This is a genomic window from Pseudarthrobacter raffinosi, assembly GCF_023913735.1.
Taxonomy (GTDB): domain Bacteria; phylum Actinomycetota; class Actinomycetes; order Actinomycetales; family Micrococcaceae; genus Arthrobacter; species Arthrobacter raffinosi.
In genome coordinates this window covers 38,557-58,041 of record NZ_JAMXBH010000027.1, presented here as the reverse complement: position 1 = coordinate 58,041, position 19,485 = coordinate 38,557, and the positions used below count along the sequence as shown (strand labels likewise).

The 19,485-nt window shown below is 66.3% G+C and carries 14 protein-coding genes; 5 read left to right on the top strand and 9 right to left on the bottom strand.

Features of this window, described 5'->3' with window-relative positions; all coding sequences use genetic code 11:
* Positions 1-99: 99 nt before the first annotated feature.
* The 6 genes from NG698_RS19775 to NG698_RS19750 form a co-directional block, all read right to left on the bottom strand.
* Positions 100-2,385, bottom strand: coding sequence for a hypothetical protein (locus NG698_RS19775; protein ID WP_252611850.1), 2,286 nt, complete (start codon positions 2,383-2,385; stop codon positions 100-102).
* Positions 2,386-2,513: 128 nt separating this feature from the next.
* Positions 2,514-4,304 (bottom strand): malto-oligosyltrehalose trehalohydrolase, encoded by a 1,791-nt coding sequence (treZ, locus tag NG698_RS19770; RefSeq protein ID WP_252611848.1) that lies wholly within the window; start codon positions 4,302-4,304, stop codon positions 2,514-2,516.
* Positions 4,301-6,655 (bottom strand): malto-oligosyltrehalose synthase, encoded by a 2,355-nt coding sequence (gene treY / locus NG698_RS19765; protein WP_252611846.1) that lies wholly within the window; start codon positions 6,653-6,655, stop codon positions 4,301-4,303. The genes treZ and treY overlap by 4 nt, the downstream gene beginning before the upstream one ends.
* The gene (glgX, locus tag NG698_RS19760; RefSeq protein ID WP_252576151.1) at positions 6,652-8,907 is read right to left on the bottom strand and encodes a glycogen debranching protein GlgX; all 2,256 of its coding nucleotides are present in this window, start codon (positions 8,905-8,907) and stop codon (positions 6,652-6,654) included. The genes treY and glgX overlap by 4 nt, the downstream gene beginning before the upstream one ends.
* A 66-nt stretch (positions 8,908-8,973) precedes the next feature.
* Entirely contained in the window at positions 8,974-10,593 is a 1,620-nt protein-coding gene (locus tag NG698_RS19755; protein ID WP_252611844.1) for an NAD(P)H-hydrate epimerase, read from the bottom strand.
* Between the two features lie 37 nt (positions 10,594-10,630).
* A complete protein-coding gene (locus NG698_RS19750; protein ID WP_252567578.1) occupies positions 10,631-10,978 on the bottom strand; it encodes a holo-ACP synthase in 348 nt (115 codons plus the stop codon).
* 136 nt (positions 10,979-11,114) lie between these two features.
* Here NG698_RS19750 and NG698_RS19745 point away from each other — a divergent pair, with 136 nt between their 5' ends.
* Complete coding sequence (locus tag NG698_RS19745) at positions 11,115-11,342, top strand: helix-turn-helix domain-containing protein (RefSeq protein ID WP_200950725.1); 228 nt, start codon at positions 11,115-11,117, stop codon at positions 11,340-11,342.
* Positions 11,335-12,630: a type II toxin-antitoxin system HipA family toxin gene (locus NG698_RS19740; RefSeq protein ID WP_252611842.1), complete on the top strand. Its 1,296-nt coding sequence runs from the start codon at positions 11,335-11,337 to the stop codon at positions 12,628-12,630. The genes NG698_RS19745 and NG698_RS19740 overlap by 8 nt, the downstream gene beginning before the upstream one ends.
* On the opposite strand, the gene NG698_RS19735 is transcribed toward NG698_RS19740, so the two are convergent.
* A complete protein-coding gene (locus NG698_RS19735; protein ID WP_252611840.1) occupies positions 12,623-13,777 on the bottom strand; it encodes a hypothetical protein in 1,155 nt (384 codons plus the stop codon). The genes NG698_RS19740 and NG698_RS19735 overlap by 8 nt on opposite strands.
* 10 nt (positions 13,778-13,787) lie before the next feature.
* Positions 13,788-15,680, bottom strand: a complete 1,893-nt coding sequence (gene glmS, locus NG698_RS19730; protein ID WP_252611838.1) for a glutamine--fructose-6-phosphate transaminase (isomerizing) — start codon at positions 15,678-15,680, stop codon at positions 13,788-13,790.
* 43 nt (positions 15,681-15,723) lie between these two features.
* Here glmS and coaA point away from each other — a divergent pair, with 43 nt between their 5' ends.
* The 3 genes from coaA (at position 15,724) to mscL (ending at position 18,058) form a co-directional block, all read left to right on the top strand.
* A complete protein-coding gene (coaA, locus tag NG698_RS19725) occupies positions 15,724-16,734 on the top strand; it encodes a type I pantothenate kinase (RefSeq protein ID WP_252611836.1) in 1,011 nt (336 codons plus the stop codon).
* A 5-nt stretch (positions 16,735-16,739) separates the two neighbouring features.
* Entirely contained in the window at positions 16,740-17,603 is an 864-nt protein-coding gene (locus tag NG698_RS19720) for a M15 family metallopeptidase (RefSeq protein WP_252611835.1), read from the top strand.
* Between the two features lie 65 nt (positions 17,604-17,668).
* Positions 17,669-18,058 carry a large conductance mechanosensitive channel protein MscL gene (mscL, locus tag NG698_RS19715; RefSeq protein WP_104062597.1) on the top strand — a complete coding sequence of 130 codons (390 nt, stop codon included), beginning with the start codon at positions 17,669-17,671 and terminating at the stop codon, positions 18,056-18,058.
* A gap of 59 nt (positions 18,059-18,117) precedes the next feature.
* Here the strand turns inward: mscL and glmM are convergent, their stop codons facing one another.
* The gene (gene glmM, locus NG698_RS19710) at positions 18,118-19,479 is read right to left on the bottom strand and encodes a phosphoglucosamine mutase (protein ID WP_252611833.1); all 1,362 of its coding nucleotides are present in this window, start codon (positions 19,477-19,479) and stop codon (positions 18,118-18,120) included.
* Positions 19,480-19,485: the final 6 nt, after the last annotated feature.

Below are 19,485 nucleotides of genomic sequence, written 5' to 3'. Positions count from 1 at the left end.
GCCACCGCAATGGCGGCCTTCACGCCAACCGCGCAACCGCTTCCCGCGGCTGCCTGACCAAAAAGAAACTACGCGACTGTCTCACATCCTTGACACACCTCACAGGAGTTCCGAGAAGAACCGGCCGAAATAGGACCTCAGCTGCGTGCCGTAGGTCAGCAGCCCGATCCGGTTGAAAGGCAAATCCGGCCGGGTTGACTTTAGATGGAACAGGGCGCTTACGGCGATCACCGCACCAAGGCTGTGCGCCGAGATCGCCACCATGCCGGTTTTGGCAGGGGGCGCGCCGTCCGTGCCATCCAGCCACGCCGCAATCCTGGCGGCAAATTCGGGGACCGCCCGCTCGCCGTAGCTGGGGGGACCGAACGGGTGGGCGGTCTTGGGCATAAAGCACATCAGGTCCCAGAGCAGTGCCAGTGGCCGGGAGTTCGGTTTGGCCGACATCACGGCAAGCGCAACAATGGTGGCGCCAGCCGCAGCGAGACCCAGGACACCCATGCTTTCGATCAGCCCGTAAAGCCCTGCCACCGGACCGGAATTCCACCAGTCCTTGAAGGTGCCCAGAATCAAGGCTGACAGCAGCCCCAGGAAAATGAGGACGGCCAGCAGCGACACCACGGCCTCTGCCCGGTGAGCGAGGGACGCGGTCCGCCGGGCGGCCACTAGTTTTCGGCCGGCTGCTTCCTGCTGCGGCAGGGGCGGATCGGCAGAGTAGGCCAAGAGCAGCTCCGAGACGGCGGCTTCCTGCGTATTCCAGGTCATCGATCGCACGGCCCGCCACGTGCACAATCCCCAGGCGACGGCACCCGCGACGATCACTCCCAGCAGCAGCCCGCTGAAGAGCGAAAAGACCGACGGCGGCATCAGGACGTCACCGGCCATGGACCCGTACCGCCACATCCCGTCAGCCGTGGCAGCCCGCCGCTCGAGGTTGCGCTGGAGTACGGTGGCGGCAGCCCCCACAATTGCGCAGCTCAGAATGGTTGCCGCTCCCAGGGCAAGGGTGGAGAAGACCGCCGAGCCCTTGCCCCGCCAGCCGAGAGTCCGTTTGTCGTAGCCCTCCCTTCGGAGCCGGCTCATGGTGAGGATCAGCACCAGCATCACGAACATGAGCCCGGCCGGAGCGGTGCCCAGGCCCAGCATTCGCGTTGCGCCCGGGACCCCGCCGTCGGGAGCACCTGAGAGAACGGCTGCCAGACCGGCCGCGAGGACGCTGATGATGGCTCCGCCGGAAATCCAGCCCATCAATGATGATCCGTCCCGGGACGGCACGTCCGGATTGTCCGGGGACTTCCGGACCGTCTCAATCCCCGCAAGCACCACCGCGCCGGCCGCGACCAGCCACGCGAAGACCATCGCGATGCCAGTCAGGCCGATTCGCCCGGGCGCCATACGAAGGGCGCACTCCGTGAAGAATGTGCCCAGGCTTCCGCAGGCAACGCCATCGATCCGTGTCCAGAGCCCGTCCCAGGCGATGATGGCGCCAACCGCGGCAAGCGCCGCCCACACGTGCAGCCACCCGTTGTAGCGGATCTCCTTACGCGCTTCCCACAGATTCCGGATCATCAGCGTAGGGAGCGCTGCTATTTCCTCGACACTGCTGCCGGCCACTACCTGGGTATCATTGCCGAGGTTCGGCCGGGGGTGGAACCGGGTCCGCGCCAAGTAGGCGATGGCTGCCAGGACGGCCACCGACACGATGGGCATCAGGGCAAACATGACGACGCGTTGTCCGCGGGTCCTGCCGGCCAGGCCGTCCAGGAAGGCCGGCAGCGCGGAGCAGACGCGGCGTTCCTGGTCCGGGACGTCGGCGGGAAAACACTGGACCGCGATCAGGTCCATCGAGACCACGGCCGCCGTCACCACAAAGTACAGGGTCAGACCCAGCGCGAAGAGCCTGATCCGTCCCGCTCCGTCGTGCCCGCGAGGCTTGTTGTCCGCGTAGTCGATGCGCGGTTCCGCCTGCCTGGTCACTGGATCGGTAACCGCCTGCTGCTTAACGGCGGGCAGCGGCCGGCTCCAGTAGGCGGCGTTGGTCAGCCCGAAGGGCATCAGCAGGAACCAGGCCGTCCGTACCGCGGCGTCGGCGACCTTCCCGGCCATTCCTACTCCAGTGAAGCGAGCCAGCCGCCCCCACGAATACGCCTCCACCACTCGGCGGCTGCCACCGTTTGCCGCGGCACCGGCACCTGCGCTTGCACCGGCATCGGAGTCCACAACGGCGCCTTCGGCCCCGGCGCCCACCCCGACTTTGGCCCGGTAAAAGCCCGCGAGCTCGTCACCCCAGGAGAGCTCCACGTCGTCGGGCTTGAGTGACCGCTTCCCCGATCGGAGGAGCTCGTGGGGCGGGGTGTTGCGGATGCCATGGATCCGCAATTCAAGCATGGGCGGAACCTTCGACGCGCTATTCGCTGGGTCACCCATGACGGCCTCCATCGCCCGCACACCACCGAGCCGCCCATCACGGCTGGTCAGTACGCGAATAGTACGCCCGGGTAACTCCAGTGTCTACGTTAACTCGAGGTTACTTCTGCCCCAGTAGTCAGAACCGCCCCACTGTGTGCCGAAAGCAGGAACGCATCCCCGTCCAGCAAAGTGTCCTGGTCCGTTGAAAACAGCACCGTGCCCCGCACACCGTCCACGCGCACAGGCGACGCCGAGAAATTCAGCAGCACCTCCACGGACCCTCGCCGGAAGCGCAGCCAGCCGGCGTCGTCGTCGAACGTCACGTCCGTTTCCGCGAACCCCAGGCCGGCCAGCTCGGGATAAGCGCGCCGCAGCGCGGTCAACGAGCGGTAGAGCGAGAGGAGGCGCGCATGGTCACCGTCAGCAGCCTCCGCCCAGTTGAGCTTGGAGCGCCGGAACGTTTCGGGATCCTGCGGATCGGGGACGACGGCGGGATCCCACCCCATGCGCTCGAACTCGCGGATCCTGCCCTCCGCCGTCGCCTTGCCCAGCTCCGGCTCGGGGTGCGACGTGAAAAACTGCCAGGGCGTGGAGGCACCGAATTCCTCACCCATAAACAGCATGGGCGTAAACGGCGAGGTCAGCGTCAGCACTGCGGCCACGGCCAGCGGACCGTACGGCAGGGACTGGGACAGCCTGTCCCCGATGGCCCGGTTGCCGATCTGGTCGTGGTTCTGGCTGCACACCACCAGGGCAGCAGGGTGGACCAGCGAGGTGTTGATGGGCCGGCCGTGATGGCGTCCGCGGAAGCTGGAGTAGCTGCCGTCGTGCAGGAAGCCGTCCTTGAGGACCTTGGCCAGGACGCCGAGCGACGCGAAGTCGCCGTAGTACCCAGCGGTCTCGCCGCTGACGTTGACGTGCACCGCGTGGTGGAAGTCGTCGCTCCACTGCCCGGCGAGGCCGTAGCCGTTGGCGTCGCGGGGGTAGATCAGCCGCGGATTGTTCAGGTCCGATTCCGCGATGAGGGTCTTGGGAAGCCCGGTCTCCGCGGAGATCGCATCGCCCAGCGCGCCGAACTCTTCCAGGAGGTGCACGGCCCGCTCGTCGCGCAGCGCGTGGACGGCATCCAGGCGCAGGCCGTCCACGTGATAGTCGCGAAGCCACAGCGCGGCGTTGTCCAGGATGTATTCACGCACGACGTCGGACCCCGGGCCGTCGAGGTTGACCGCATCGCCCCACGTGTTGGCGTCGCCCTGCTTGAGGTACGGGCCGAATCTGGACAGGTAGTTGCCGCTGGGTCCCAGGTGGTTGTAGACCACATCCTGGATGACGCCCAACCCGGCGGCGTGGGCGGCGTCCACAAAACGCTGGTAGGCCGCAGGACCGCCGTAGCCTTCGTGGACCGCGAACCACTGGACGCCGTCGTAGCCCCAGTTGTGGGTTCCGTTGAATCCGTTGACCGGGAGCAGCTCCACAAAATCGATGCCGAGGTCCGCGAGGTAGCCGAGTTTGTCCGCGGCTGCATCGAGTGTTCCCGCGGGCGTGAAGGTTCCCACGTGGAGTTCGTAGATGACCGAGCCGCGCAGTTCCTTTCCCTGCCAGCCAGCGTCCTGCCAGGCGTAGGAGGCGGGATCGTACGTGCGGGACAGCGCGTGGACGCCGTCCGGGAGGCGGCGGGACCGGGGGTCGGGCAACGGGTGGGCGTCGCCGTCGAGCAGGTAGCCGTAATCCACGTCGGCGTCAGCCGGCGCGTCCGGCGCGGACCACCAGCCATCCGCGCCGGGGGCTCCCGCCACCTGCTTCATGGGGTAGTGGTGCCCGTTGGCGAGCAGCGAGACGGCCGAGGCGTCCGGGGCCCATACGTCGAACCGGCCGGAACCGTGGTGCGTCAGGCTCATGCGTTGTCTCCGTTCACGGGCGCGAGCAGCGCCACAGGGTATTGCTGGAGGATGCCGGCCACCGGCACCGGGCCGGGGCCGTGCGTCCGTCCCGTGAGTTCGTCCCGCATGGCGGTGGAAAGTTCGACGGCGGTATCCCGCCACCCGCCAGCGCGTTCCAGTCCGACGGGAAGCCGCGTCGCAAGGGTCAACGCACCGGGCGCGCCGCCAGTTCTGCTGCCGTCCGCCCCGCGGTCGAAGGCCACCAGGTGGTCCGCCGCAGCGTGGGAAGCCAGAACGGGCCGGTAGCCCTGGAAGAGGTCCGGCCGGTTCCGGCGGAGCCGGAGCGCCCGGGAGGTCACCAGCAGTTTGGTGGCCTCGTCCCGAAAGTCCGCCGGACTCGTGCCGGCATCCAGTGCGGCCAGGGCGGTTTCGCGGCGTTCGAAGTCAAATGCCCGCCTATTGTCCGGATCCGCCAACGAGCGGTCCCAGAATTCGGTGCCCTGGTAGACGTCCGGCACTCCCGGCATGGTCAGCTGGAGCAGCTTCAGGGACAGCGAGTTGGCGGCGGCAAACCGATCCGTCCTGGCGACGAAGTCCTCGATCACCGTGGCGACCCGAGCGTCGTCGAACACTGCATCCACCGCTGCCTTGACCCGTGATTCGAACTCCTCGTCCGGATCCGTCCAAGTGGTGGAGTTGGCTGCTTCCCGCGCAGCCTTCTCAGCATAGGCCTGCAGGCGCTCCCGCGACGCTGGCCACGCACCGATGACCGCCTGCCACAGCAGGTTCTCGAATGGGCCGTCGGGCACCGGGGCTAGCCCGCGAAGGGTGTCCAAAGTCGCTGCCCACTGGTCCGGCAGCTCGGCGATGACGGAGATCCGTGCCCGCGTGTCCTCGCTGCGTTTGGTGTCGTGGGTGGTCAACGTGGTCATGGACAGCGGCAAAGACTCCTGGCGCTCGGCCATCCGCCGGTGGAATTCGTCCGGGGCGAGCGAGAAGTGGGACGGGTCCGCTCCCACTTCGGTCAGTGTCCCCAGCCGGGTGTAGCGGTAGAACGCCGTATCCTCAACGCCCTTGGCCATCACCATGCCGGACGTCTGCTGGAAACGTCGGCCCAGTTCAGTCTCGGGCTTCAGCAGCAGGGGCATCAGCGCGTCCAGCACGTCGGCCAGGTCAGGGCGCTGGCGAGCCGCAGCCGCGCAGGCCTCGCGCAGCACTTCCTCACCCGTGGGCAGGTACGTGCGGTACACGGGGAAGGCCGCGATGACCTGCGCCAGGGCATCCGCTGCGACGTCAACGGGCAGGCCACCCGACAGGTCTGCGAAGGCAGGGACAAGCCGCGCCAGCCGCAGGATTTCGGACCGCAGCATGCCGTCCGCCACGGCGCGCTTGGTCCCCAAAATCATGGCCGCATAGTCGGCAGGCTCGCCGGAGCGCAGCCGTGCATCCAACGCGTCCAACGCAGCCTCGCCGGCCGGGTCCACCAGCAGGCGGTCCAGGTCGGCCAGAGCGTCGTAGCCGGTGGTGCCTTCGCAGGCGAATTCCGCCGGCAGCTCCTCGCCCGGCTCCAGGATCTTCTCCACCAGGACGTAGGCTCCGCCGCTGAGGTCCTTGAGCCAGCGAAGATAGCCGGCAGGGTCCGCCAGGCCGTCCGGGTGGTCCACACGCAGCCCGTCAACCAGGCCGTCGTCGAACCAGCGCTTCACCTCTGCATGGGCCTGGCCGAAGACCCAGGGGTCCTCCACCCGGATGCCCGCCAGGGTGTTGACCGCGAAGAACCGGCGGTAGTTCAGCTCGCTGTCCGCCCGGCGCCAGGAAACCAGTTCGTAATGCTGCCGGTCATGCACAGCCCGCGGCGAGTCGCCCTCGGAGTATGAACCTGCGGCCAATGGAAAGCGGTGGCCGTAATAGTGGAGCTCGCCATCTGCAACCTCCAGAAGTCCGAGGTCGTCATCGCTGCCCAGGACGGGGATTCGGATCCGGCCGGCACCAAAGTCCCAGTCGACGTCGAACGCTTCCGCGTAAGGCGAGCCACGCCCTTCCTGCAGCAGCGACCACCACCACGGGTTCTGCGCCGGCGAGGCCACGCCCACATGGTTGGGGACGATGTCCACCAGCACGCCCATCCCATGGGCGCGGGCAGCCTCGGAGAGTGCCCGCAGCCCTTCCGGTCCGCCCCGCTCCGGATCCACCGACGACGGATTCGTCACGTCATAGCCGTGATCCGACCCTTGTTCCGCGGTCAGGATCGGAGACAGGTAGACCCAGTCAACGCCGAGTGATTTCAGGTACGGAACGGTCGCAGCAGCATCAAAGAGCGTGAAGCTGCTGCGGATCTGGAGCCGGTAGGTGGACGCCGGAGCCTTCACTTTGCCTGGTCTTTCGGTTTGCTGACCTTTTTCGTTTTCTTGGGCTCGGGCACGGTGGGCGTACTGAGGGCCTCAGTTTCACTGGTGCTGGTCTGCGTCAGGGCAGCCAGCGATGCAGCTACTGAGTGGTCCGGCTCCGCTTCCTGCATCATGTGCGCTCTGAGGACCACCAGTGACTTGGCATCCACAGGAAGGGTCTGGCCGGCTTTCACCGGAGCAGTGTCCGCGTTATGCCCGGCGGTGTCGATGATGATGTCCCACGCCGGTGCGTACTCGTCGTTTGGAAGGGTGAAGTCCACCATGTCGTCGTGCGCGTTGAAGTACAGCACGAAGTTCACATCGGTAATCCGGCGGCCTCGGGCGTCCTTGCCCTGGATGCCGTCGCCGTTGAGGAATACACCTACCGAGCGGCCGAAACCGCTGTCCCAGTCCTCCGGCTTCATGGTGTCGCCGTCGAGGTCCAGCCATACGATGTCCGGCAGCCGCTCACCTTCGCCTCTGCGGACAGGGCGGCCGTCGAAGAACCTGCTCCGGCGGAAGGTGGGGTGCTTGGCGCGGAGCGCGTTGACGGCGGCGGTGAATTCGACGAGCGGCTGGTCGATGTTCTCCCAGTTGATCCAGGTCAGTTCCGAATCCTGGCAGTAGCCGTTGTTGTTGCCCTGCTGGGTGCGGCCCAGTTCGTCACCGTGCAGCAGCATGGGCACACCCTGGGACAGCAGCAGCGAGGCGATGAAGTTCCGCTGCTGGCGGGCGCGCAGCCCCAGGACAGCCGGATCGTCGGTGGGGCCTTCGGCGCCGCAGTTCCAGGACCGGTTGTGGGATTCGCCGTCGTTGTTGTCCTCGCCGTTGGCGTCGTTGTGCTTCTCGTTGTAGGACACCAGGTCCGCCAGGGTGAAGCCGTCATGGGCGGTGACAAAGTTGATCGATGCCACGGGCCGGCGGCCCGAGTGCTCGTACAGGTCAGCGGACCCGGTGATGCGGGAGGCGAATTCGCCCAGGGTGGCCGGTTCACCGCGCCAGAAGTCGCGGACGGTGTCGCGGTACTGGCCGTTCCACTCCGTCCACTGCGGCGGGAAGTTGCCCACCTGGTAGCCGCCGGGACCCACATCCCAGGGCTCGGCGATGAGCTTGACCTGGGAAACCACCGGGTCCTGCTGGATGAGTTCGAAGAAGGTGGAGAGTTTGTCCACATCGTAGAACTCGCGGGCCAGGGTGGACGCGAGGTCGAAGCGGAAGCCGTCGACGTGCATCTCGGTGACCCAGTACCGCAAGGAATCCATGAGCAGCTGCAGCGAGTGCGGCTGGCGGACATTGAGCGAGTTGCCCGTGCCCGTGTAGTCCATGTAATGCTTCTCGTCGCCCTCCATGAGCCGGTAATAGGAGGCGTTGTCGATGCCCTTGAAGGAGAGCGTGGGGCCCAGGTGGTTGCCCTCGGCGGTATGGTTGTAGACCACGTCCAGGATTACCTCGATGCCCGCACGGTGCAGGCTGCGGACCATGGCCTTGAAGTCCTGGACCTGCTGGCCCGTGTCGCCGGTGGAACTATAGGTGTTCTGCGGCGCGAAGAAGCCGATGGTGTTGTAGCCCCAGTAGTTGCTCAGGCCCTTGTCTTTCAAGGTGCCCTCGTTGACGAACTGGTGCACGGGCATCAGTTCGATGGCGGTGACGCCCAGCTTCTGCAGGTGCGAGATAACCGATGGGTGCGCAACGCCGGCATAGGTGCCCCGCTGCTCCTCGGGGATCTCGGGGTGGAGTTGGGTCAGGCCCTTGACGTGGGCCTCGTAAATGACCGACTTGTGATACGGAATGCGCAGGTTATGGTCGCCGTCCCAGTCGAAGAACGGGTTGATCACCACGCCCATCATCATGTGCGGCGCGGAGTCCTCATTGTTGATAGAGTCCGGCTCGCCCAGGTTGTAGGAGAAAAGTGCCGGCTCCCAGTCCATCTGCCCGTGCACGGCCTTGGCGTACGGGTCCAGGAGCAGTTTGTTGGGGTTGAAGCGGTTGCCGGAGTCCGGGTCGTAGGGCCCGTGGACGCGGTAGCCGTATTTCTGGCCGGGCTGGACCTGCGGGACGTAGCCGTGCCACACATAGCCGTCCACCTCATCGAGCCTGAACCGGGTTTCCACGCCGTCGTCATCGAAGAGGCACAGCTCCACCTTTTCGGCGCGTTCGCTGAACAAAGCGAAGTTCGTGCCGGTCCCGTCAAAAGTGGCGCCAAGCGGATATGCCGTTCCGGGCCAGATTTCCATGCGTGCTCCTCATCGTTGTTCGACAGCGGGTGTGTGGACACAAAACCGCCCCTGCCGGTACAAAACCTATGCCCACGGTAGCGGGTGGGTGTGACTATTACGTTTCCGGCCCGCCGGTTTACTAAGCAGGCTGACTTTATACCAAACGTCTGGTATTGCGTCCGCAATCCGGCCGGCCGTCAGCGGCCCGCTGCCGGAGGCGGCCGCTCCCGCGCGGCCGTGGAGGCTGGCCCCGAGGGCGGCAATCGCCGCCCAGCGCTCGTCCGGATCGATGCCCGCATCACGGAAGCGCCCGACGTCGGACCCCAGTTGGGCGAGCAGCGCACCGATGATCCCGGCCAGGACGTCGCCGCTTCCGGCGGTGGCGAGCCACGCCGTGCCGTCCGCCTGGCTGTAGAAATCCTGGAAAGGCGACGCGACCAGGGTGGTGGCACCCTTCAGCAGGACGGTGGCCTCGGTCAGCACGGCGGCGTGCCGGGCAGCACCAAGGGTGGAAGCCTCGACGGCGGTACGGCTCGGGGCGGGATCAAAGTCCGGGCTGTCGGGGGACGAGGCGAGCCGCTGGAGGAGGGCCGCCAGCTCGCCGGCGTGCGGCGTGAGAATCACCTGCGGCGCCAGGACCGCAGGCAGGGCGGGTAGCGCCCCGGCGTCGGCGATCACGGGCAGGCCGGATTCCACGGCGTCACGGGCGCGCCGGAGCTGTTCGGTGTCGCCAGGACCCATGCCCGAACCCACCAGCCACGCCTGGACGTGCGTCTCCGCGACAGAGCCCGTGCTGCACACCACTTCCGGGCACGACTGCCGCACGAGGTCGGCCACTTCAGGCGGGCCCAGGTAGCGGACCATCCCGGCGCCGGCAGCCAGCGCACCCCGGCAGGCGAGCACGGCGGCGCCTGGATAATCGGCGGATCCGGCCACGACGCCCAGGACGCCGCGGGAATACTTGTGCGAGCGCCTCCCGGGCTGGGGCAGGAGCCGGGCCAGGTCCACCGGCTCAAACCTGCGCAGCGCCGGCCAGGGCAGCTCGTCTTCGATGCCGATAGGCACCACGTGGATGCGGCCGGCGTGATCGGCGCCCGGGTCCGCCAGCAGCCCCACCTTGGCTGCGCCGAAAGTTACGGTCGCATCTGCGGACAGCACCGGCGCATGGGCTTCCCCGGTGTCGGCATCAACGCCGCTGGGGGTATCGCAGGCAACCACAATCCCCGGATCCCCGGCCGACAGCCGCAAATCCGAAAGGCCGCTCACCAGGCCGGCTGCAGCTCCGCGAAGGCCGCCGCGGGCGCCCGTCCCCAGGATTGCGTCAATTACGACGTCGGCACCCGCCACGTGTGCGGCCAGCTGGCTGGCGTTGGATTCGGTGAGGAGGTGTACGCGCCCGCCGGCGCGCTCAAAGGCAGCCAGCGCCCCGGCGTGGGCCGTTCCGGCGGTGAGTACCGCCGTCGTACGCATTCCCCTGGCGGCCAGGAACGAGGCGGCGAAGAGGCCATCTCCCCCGTTGTTACCCTTGCCTGCGAGGACGGCCACGCTGGCGCCGTAAAGCCGCCGGCTGCGTGCTTGAAGCTCGTGGACCACTGCGTTGGCGAGCCCGTAGGAGGCACGTTGCATCAGAACATCGCCCATCCCGGCAGCCAGGAACGGCTGTTCTGCCGCCCTGATCTGGGTTCCGGTATAGGCGCTGATCATGGTGTCAGGTCCGTCGTAGGGCGGAGCAGTAAGTGACTCAGCCTTCGGCCAGGACCGTGGCGGTGGCGATCCCGCCGTCGTGACTCATGGAGACGTGCCAGCGTTTGACGCCCTTGGACTCGGCCACCGCAAGGACGGTGCCTTTGACCTGGATGATGGGTCCGTGCTGGTCCAGGCCGATCCAGCAGTCCTGCCAGTTCATGCCGGCCGGCGCGCCGAGGACTTTGGCCACGGCTTCCTTGGCGGCGAACCTCGCGGCCAGCGAGCGGGTGTTCAGCTCGCGTTCCGCGGGTACGAACAGCCGGTCCCGGAGCCCCGGGGTCCGCTCAAGCTGGCGGCCGAACCGCTCGATGTCTACAACGTCTACGCCAATGCCAACGATCATGGCGCTATTCTACGGGGACGCTCACCGCCTGCCGTGCACACAGGGCCCCGCCATTACGTTTTCGTAATCACGCTGGTATGATTACGAAAAGGTAATCGATCCTCACCTATTACGAATAGCTCATCAGGGAGGCCGTGTGCACGGCGTCATGAAGTCAGTGGCCGACCTGGGCCTGATGGTCTACGGCGTCCGCCAGCGCAGCGGGCTCTCCCAGCGCGAGCTGGCCAGCCGGCTCGGAGTCAGCCAGCGGTACCTCTCCGAACTGGAGACGGGCAAGCCCAAGGTGCTCAACGACCAGTTCTTCGCCGTCATGGAAAAACTCGGAATCGAACTGACGTTCCGGGAAGGCGCCGACCGTGGCTGAAGTGCAGGATGTCCACCTCTACGGCACCGTCGTCGGGCGCATGGTCCGCCACGGCGCGACCACAGTGACATTCGAATCCTCTGACGCCGGGATGGCCCGGTTCGGGATCGGATCGCGGATCCTGTCCGCCAACCTGCCACTTGGGCCCCGCCCCTCGACCCCGGAGGCGGCCACTGCGTTCTTCGGTGGACTGCTGCCGGAAGGATCTGGCAGGTCGAACCTTGCCAAACAGGCGCAGGCCAGCCGCGATGATGTCTTCGCACTGGTGTCGTATGCCGGCCGCGACGTCGCCGGTGCCATTCGCATAGGGGGGAAACCTGGGGAACCGGCCGAATCCTATGAGGCACTGACCGATGAGCAGGTCGCCGAGCGGTTAACCCTTATCAACGACTACGCGCTTGGCGCCGTGGGCGGCGGCGGCTCTCTGGCCGGATACCAGCCCAAAACCACGCTTGCCCTGCTGGACGGGGTGTGGCACGCGGGGGTCGACGGCGCCGCCTCCACCCACATCCTCAAGCCGGTGGCGGGCGGAAACGAAGGCGCCCTGCACGCCGAGGCGTTCTGCCTGGAGCTTGCGCGGCGGATCGGGCTGACCACGTTCGCCAGCGACGTGCGCACCTTTGCAGGCCGGACCGTCCTCGTCCTGGAACGCTACGACCGCCGCGTCTCTGGCCGGAGCGTGGAGCGTATCCACCAAGAGGACGGCGCCCAAGCCCTTGGCCTGGCTTGGGACACGGACAGCAAGTTCGAAGGTGTCAATGCCGCCGCAAACCTGAAGAACCTCGCCGGACTTCTGCGACGACGCCGGGACATCCTCGGCGCCGGGCCCGACGACCGCGAGACGCTGCTCGCGCACACGGCCTTCAACACCGCCATCGGCAACACCGACGCCCACGCCAAGAACTTTTCCACCCTCCGAAGCCCCGACGGTGCCGTCAGGCTGGCGCCGCTCTACGACGTGTCAACGCACGCCCTGGCGCCCAACGGCCAGCTGAACATGTCCCTCCGGATCAACTCCCGCGCCTATCAGCCGTCGTTAACAATGGAGGACCTGGTTGCAGAAGGCGTCTCCTGGGGACTCGATGAACGGCATGCATGGCGCGCAGTCACCGGAACGCTCGAAGAGCTGGCGCACGCCCTCGAACAGGCCGACGGATCGGCCGTCGGGGAAAAAGTGGCACGGTACATCGACCACGGGACGAGGAATCTTCTGGACGGCAAAGCCGCCGGGATCGGCGGCGTACACCCGTCTTTGGTCACACTCGGTCCAGTTCCTGGCTCTAGCTGAGCCGGCGGTATTCATCGATCAGCGATGAAGGCACCGGCGAGACGCCGGGAACGTCCTTACCGGGGCCAGAATTCGGCCTGTGACGGCGGAGCAGAGCTGCGCCATCAAGTTCCCATCGGAATCCGGGGTTGGACAAGGCAGCCTGGTACGCGGCGTCGACCGTGTCCGGGTATTTCGCTGCGAGGTCCTCCAGGACGTAACCGGGAACCGTCTTGTCCTCCACGTAGCCACGCAGGAGTTCCGCAGCCGGGTCCTCCGCATCGGCCGGCGGCGTACGGTATGCGCCCTCGACCTGCCCGTAGCAGACGAGGAAGGACACACCCATCTGCGGATGATGGTACAGCGCTACGTCGTCGGACTCTGCCAAATCCGGCGGGAAGGAATCATCCGGTGCGATCTGTTCGGCCGCGGTCACCAGTGCGGAAGCCTCGGAATCTCCAGCCACGGACGCCTGGTTGCATGCATTCAGGAAACCGCGATACGCCGCGATGATGTCGGCCCCGGTACCGCTCACGATATGCGCGCCAAAGAGGTTCAGGAACGTGGTGTGGTGCTCTCCGACGATCCTGCGTCCCTGCTCGACGTTCGCCGGATTATTGAATACCAAGGTGGGAAAGCGTTTGAGCAGGGACGCCGCAAGCGTCTTGACCCCGGGGAGGTCTCGCGGACCGAACAGGCGTATGGTCCCGCTGATGGTCCAGATATCCCCGATGGGCACCAGGCGCGTCATGACGTAGCCGCCTCGCTGGACGACGCTGATCGCTTCCGCCCCGACTGTGGCGTAGGCCGGGTAATCCATCTCATCGATGAGGTTATGCAGGCTAAGCCGGGCACCCTTGCGGGCATCGACGCGGAAGACGCCGATAACATTACGCTCCCGCCAACCCTCGTAGACGAGTCGCTCCTCCGGCGCAATGGTCTTATTGGTGCGCAGATAGCGGTCGAGCAGCGGCTCGCGTCCGTCCTGGTCTGGATCATAGAGCAGCGACTCGACTGCCTCCGCCCATTGATCATGCGCCGCACTCCCGAGCCCGGAGAAGTCTGACAACGCCTGCGAAAGGCGCCGGGCGAACCCCGGTGAGGATGCGTAGTCGACCAGCGCTTCCTTGAGGTTCCCCGCCTGGTCCAACAGTTCGTCGACGCCCATCGGTCCGCGGTTACTCTACGGTGACGCTCTTGGCGAGGTTGCGCGGCTGGTCCACGTCGTAGCCCTTGGCCGAGGCGAGGGCCAGGGCGAAGATCTGCAGCGGGACGGTGCTGAGCAGCGGGGCCAGCAGCGTGGGGGTTTCGGGGATGTAGAAGACGTGCTCGGCGTAGGCCTTGACTGCCTCGTCGCCCTCTTCGGCGATCACAATGGTCTTGGCGCCGCGCGCCCGGACTTCCTGGATGTTGGAGACAACCTTGGCGTGCAGCGAGTCGCGGCCGCGCGGGGACGGGACCACCACGAAGACGGGCTGGCCCTCCTCGATCAGCGCGATCGGACCGTGCTTGAGTTCACCGGCGGCGAAGCCCTCGGCGTGGATGTAGGCGAGTTCCTTGAGCTTCAGCGCACCTTCCATGGCCACCGGGAAGCCGACGTGGCGGCCCAAGAACAGCACAGACTTCGCATCCGCCATGGACACGCCGAGCTCCTTGATCTCCGCCTCGTTGTCCAGGATCCGCTGGATCTTGGCCGGGATCTTGTTCAGGTCCGCCAGGATGTCCTTGATCTCGCCCTGGAATTTGTTCCCGCGCAGCTGCGCGAGGTACAGGCCCAGCAGGTACGCGGCCGTGATCTGCGCCAGGAACGCCTTGGTGGAGGCGACGGCGATTTCCGGGCCGGCGTGCGTGTACAGCACGGCGTCGGATTCGCGCGGGATGGTGGAGCCGTTGGTGTTGCAGATCGAAACCGTCTTGGCGCCCTGTTCCTTGGCGTAACGGACAGCCATCAGCGTATCCATCGTCTCCCCGGACTGGGAGATGGAAACGATCAGGGTGTTCTCGTCCACGATCGGGTCCCGGTACCGGAACTCGTGGGAGAGCTCCACCTCGGTGGCAATCCGGCACCAGTGCTCGATGGCGTACTTGGCCACCTGCCCCGCATACGCCGACGTCCCGCAGGCCAGCACAATGATCTTGTCAACGTTCTTGAGCAGCTGCGGATCAATGCGGAGCTCATCCAGGGTCAGCTTCCCGTTGACGTCCGAGCGGCCCAGCAGGGTCTGCAGCACGGCGTCGGGCTGGTCATGGATTTCCTTCTCCATAAAGGACGGGAAACCGCCCTTTTCCGCCGATTCCGGATCCCAGTCCACGTGGTATTCCTTGCCCTCGGCCGGGGCGCCGTAGAAATCGGTGATCTCCACCGTGTCCGCGGTGATGGTGACAATCTGGTCCTGGCCCAGCTCCACGGCACGGCGGGTGTAATCGATGAACCCGGACACGTCCGAGCCCAGGAAGTTTTCGCCCTCGCCCAGGCCCACCACCAGGGGTGAGTTACGGCGGGCGGCAACCACAACGTCGGGCTGGTCCGCGTGGACCGCCAGCAGCGTGAAAGCACCCTCAAGGCGCTGGCAGGCGAGCTGCATGGCCTCCGTCAGGCCGCCGTCGGACGCCACACCACCCAGCTTGTTGCGGAAGATATCGCCCAGCAGCACGGCCGCGACCTCGGTGTCGGTCTCGGACTCGAAGGCGTAGCCCTTGGCCACGAGCTCCAGCTTCAGCTCGGCGAAGTTCTCGATGATGCCGTTGTGGATCAGGGCCAGCTTGCCGCCGTCGGACAGGTGCGGGTGCGCGTTCTGGTCCGTGGGGCCGCCGTGCGTGGCCCAGCGGGTGTGCCCGATACCGGTGAACGTCTCCGGCAGCGGGTGCGCCTCCAGCTCGGCGAGGAGGTTGCTCAGCTTGCCGGACTTCTTCCGGGACTCGATTGAGCCCTCGGAGACCACCGCCACCCCCGCAGAGTCGTAACCCCGGTACTCCAGACGGCGCAATCCCTCAAGGACTACATCCAACGCACTGTGACCGGCATTCACACGGCCAGCAGAATGGCCCACATATCCAACGATTCCACACATGGGCTCCAGCTTATCGGCAGCCGGGTTGAGTTCTAAACTTAGGATGCTCCATTTCGCTCTCAGCCGCGCGAGGGGCAGAATCTCTAAAGTGACTTTGCAACGCAATGAAGCGAACGGTGAGGGTGTCTCCCCGTTCGTTGAGCTGGACCGCCAGACTTGGTCCCGGCTCGCCGCCCAGATGGAGCAGCCCCTTAACGAAGAGGACATCGTCCGCCTGCGTGGCCTCGGCGATCCCCTGGACATGAAGGAGATCCGCGAGGTCTACCTGCCCCTGTCCCGGCTCCTGCACCTTTACGTGGAGGCCGCGGGCCAGCTTCATTCGGCCACCACCACCTTCCTGGGTGAGCAGACCCAGCGCACTCCCTTTGTCATCGGCGTGGCCGGCTCGGTGGCCGTGGGCAAGTCCACCATCGCCCGCGTACTCCGGGAGATGCTGCGGCGCTGGCCCGGCACACCCAACGTTGAGCTGATCACCACGGACGGTTTCCTTTATCCACTGGCCGAGCTCAAGCGCCGCCAGCTGCTGGAGCGCAAGGGCTTCCCCGAGTCCTACGACCGCCGCGCGCTGCTGCGTTTCGTGAGCGAGGTCAAAGGTGGCGCGGAGGAAGTCCGGGCGCCCTGGTACTCCCACGTTACGTACGACATCGTTCCGGAGAAGGAAGTGGTGGTCCGCCGCCCGGACGTGCTGATTGTGGAGGGCCTGAACGTGCTGGCCCCGGCCCGCCCGCGCCACGACGGCAAACAGGGGCTGGCAGTGAGTGATTTCTTCGACTTCTCCATTTATGTGGACGCCAAGACGTCCTACATCGAGGAGTGGTACGTGGAGCGGTTCCGCCGGCTCCAGAGCACCGCGTTCGCGCAGCCGGAGTCCTACTTCCACCGCTACGCAACGCTCTCCCCCACCGAGGCCGAGAGTACGGCCAGGGACATCTGGAAGCGTATCAACGAGCCCAACCTGGAGGAAAACGTCCTCCCCACCCGTGGCCGCGCCCAGCTGGTTCTGACCAAGGACGCGGACCACACCATCCGCCGCATGCTCCTGCGGAAGGTTTAACACACGTGTGCCACGACTGCGTGGCAGGCGGCCGCTCGGGGGCCAGCCGCCGCTCCTTCGCCCGCTTCCTTGCCGCCGGAGTCGGGCTGACGGTCCTGGCAGCGTGCACGCCGGAGGCACGGTCCGGGGTGGCGCCGTCGTCGTCCTCCCCAGCGGTGACCTCCGCATCCCCGTCCGCCGTCGCGGTCCCTTCAGTGGAAAGCACGACGGCGGCAGCTGAGCCGCCGCCGCCGGCTCCCGTGCCGCCGTCGGCAGCGCTGCCCCGTCAGTTCTCGCTGACGGATCCGGCCAGCCCGTGGCTGGTGGTCAACAAACACCGTCCACTGGCGCCGGCGGACTACGTTCCGGCGGATCTGGTCCAGCCCAACGTCACGCTCGCCGTTTCGGGCGAGGCGGCCCTGCTGAACAGCACGACGGCGGTAGCCGCGGAAGCGATGTTCGCCGCGGCCGCGCTGGACGGCGTGAGCATGACGCTGGCCAGCGGTTACCGCTCGTACGGCACCCAGGTGGCCACCTACGACGGCTATGTGGCGGCCCGCGGCCAGGCCGATGCCGACTCCGCCAGCGCCCGGCCGGGATATTCGGAGCACCAGACCGGATGGTCCTTCGACATCGGCGACGGCGGCGGGGCGTGCGGTTTCGAGCCGTGCTCCGCCGATCAGCCGGCGGCGGTGTGGGCGAAGGCGAACGGCCACCGCTTTGGATTTGTGGTGCGGTATCCGTGGATGCAGCACCCGATCACCGGCTACTACTACGAGCCGTGGCACCTGCGGTACATCGGCGTGGAGGCCGCCACCGACATGGCGACCCGGGGCATCAGCACCGTGGAGGAGTACTTCGGGGTGGAAGCGGCGCCGGGGTATGCCTGAACACCGTGCTGATGTGTTGCAGGGGCGTCATCCCCTGTTAACGGCGATGCGCTAGCTTGATACTCATGCTGACAGGATTCAAGAATTTCATTATGAAGGGCAATGTCGTTGACCTTGCCGTAGCCGTTGTGATGGGTGCCGCATTCAGCTCCGTCGTGACCTCTATCGTCCAGGGCCTGCTGACGCCCCTGATCGGACGTCTGTTCAGTGCCAAGGGCGTTGAAGAGATGCAGTGGGAGGGATTCATGTATGGGTCCGTCATCTCCTCCATCATTTCTTTCGTGCTGGTGGCCGCCTCCATCTACTTCGTGGTGGTACTTCCCATGAACCACATGATCGAGCTCCGTAACCGCAAGCTGGGAATCAACAAGGACGTCAAGGAAGAGGCTGCGGAAGATCCGCAAATCGCCCTGCTTACAGAAATCCGGGATGCGCTGAAGGTCAGCGACCGCTGACCAAGGAGAATGGCCAGTCTCCCTGCGGAGGCCGGCCATTCTTTTTGGTGCTTTCCGGGTCAGTCCGCCACGAGCTCGAGGGCAAGTTCGGTCCTGACCACCTGGGCAAGGCGCTCGGCGACGGACTGGGCCGTGGCTTCGTCGCCGGCCTCCACCATGACCCGGACAACGGGTTCGGTGCCTGACGGGCGGAGCAGGACACGTCCGGTGTCACCCAGCTCGGCTTCAGCAAGGACCACGGCCTGAGCCAGCGCGTCGGAACTACCCACGCGCGTGCGGTCCACGCCCTTGACGTTGATGAGTACCTGCGGGAGCTTGATCATCACGGTGGCGAGCTGCTTGAGCGTCCGGCCCGTCAGGGCGACCTGCGCAGCCAGCTGGAGCCCGGTGAGGACTCCGTCGCCTGTGGTGGCGTAATCAGCGAAGATCACGTGGCCGGACTGCTCGCCGCCGAGGTTGTATCCGCCGTCGCGCATCTCCTCAAGGACGTAGCGGTCCCCGACACCTGTTTCGCGGATCGTGATGCCTGCTTGGCGCAGTGCGATCTTGAGGCCGAGGTTGCTCATGACGGTAGCCACCAGGACGTCGTCGATGAGCTTGCCTGAGGCTTTGAGTGCCACGGCCAGGATCGCCATGATCTGGTCACCGTCCACCTCTGTGCCTTCGTGGTCTACGGCGAGGCAGCGGTCGGCGTCGCCATCGTGGGCTATGCCGAGGTCGGCTCCGTGCTTCAGCACGGCGGCCTTGAGCGGACCGAGGTGCGTGGACCCGACACCGTCGTTGATGTTGTGTCCGTCCGGCTCGGCGCCTATCACTATGACGTCGGCACCGGCGTCCTTGAAGACCTGGGGTGAGCAGCCGCTGGCGGCCCCGTGGGCGCAGTCCAGCACTACCTTCAGCCCGTCCAGTCGGTGCGGGAGGGTGCGCAGGAGGTGCACAATGTAGCGGTCCTCGGCGTCCGAGAAGCGCTGGATCCTGCCCACGTCGCTGCCGACCGGCCGCACGGGTTCCTTGCTCATCTGTTCTTCGATGGCGTTCTCGACATCGTCGGGGAGCTTCTGGCCGCCGCGGGCGAAGAACTTAATGCCGTTGTCCGGTGCCGGATTGTGAGAGGCCGAGATCATGACACCGAAGTCAGCGTCAAGGTCTGCCACGAGGTAGGCCGCGGCCGGGGTCGGGAGGACACCGGCGTCGTAGACGTCAATACCGGAGCTGGAGAGACCCGCCTCAACGGCAGCGGCGATGAATTCCCCGCTGGCGCGGGGGTCGCGCGCCACCACGGCACGGGGCCGAGTGCCGTTTGTATTGCGGTCATGACCAAGCACGACGGCGGCCGCCTGGGCCAGGTTCATCGCCAGCTCGGCAGTCAACAGGCCGTTAGCCAAGCCCCGGACACCATCTGTTCCAAATAATCTAGACATCGGGTC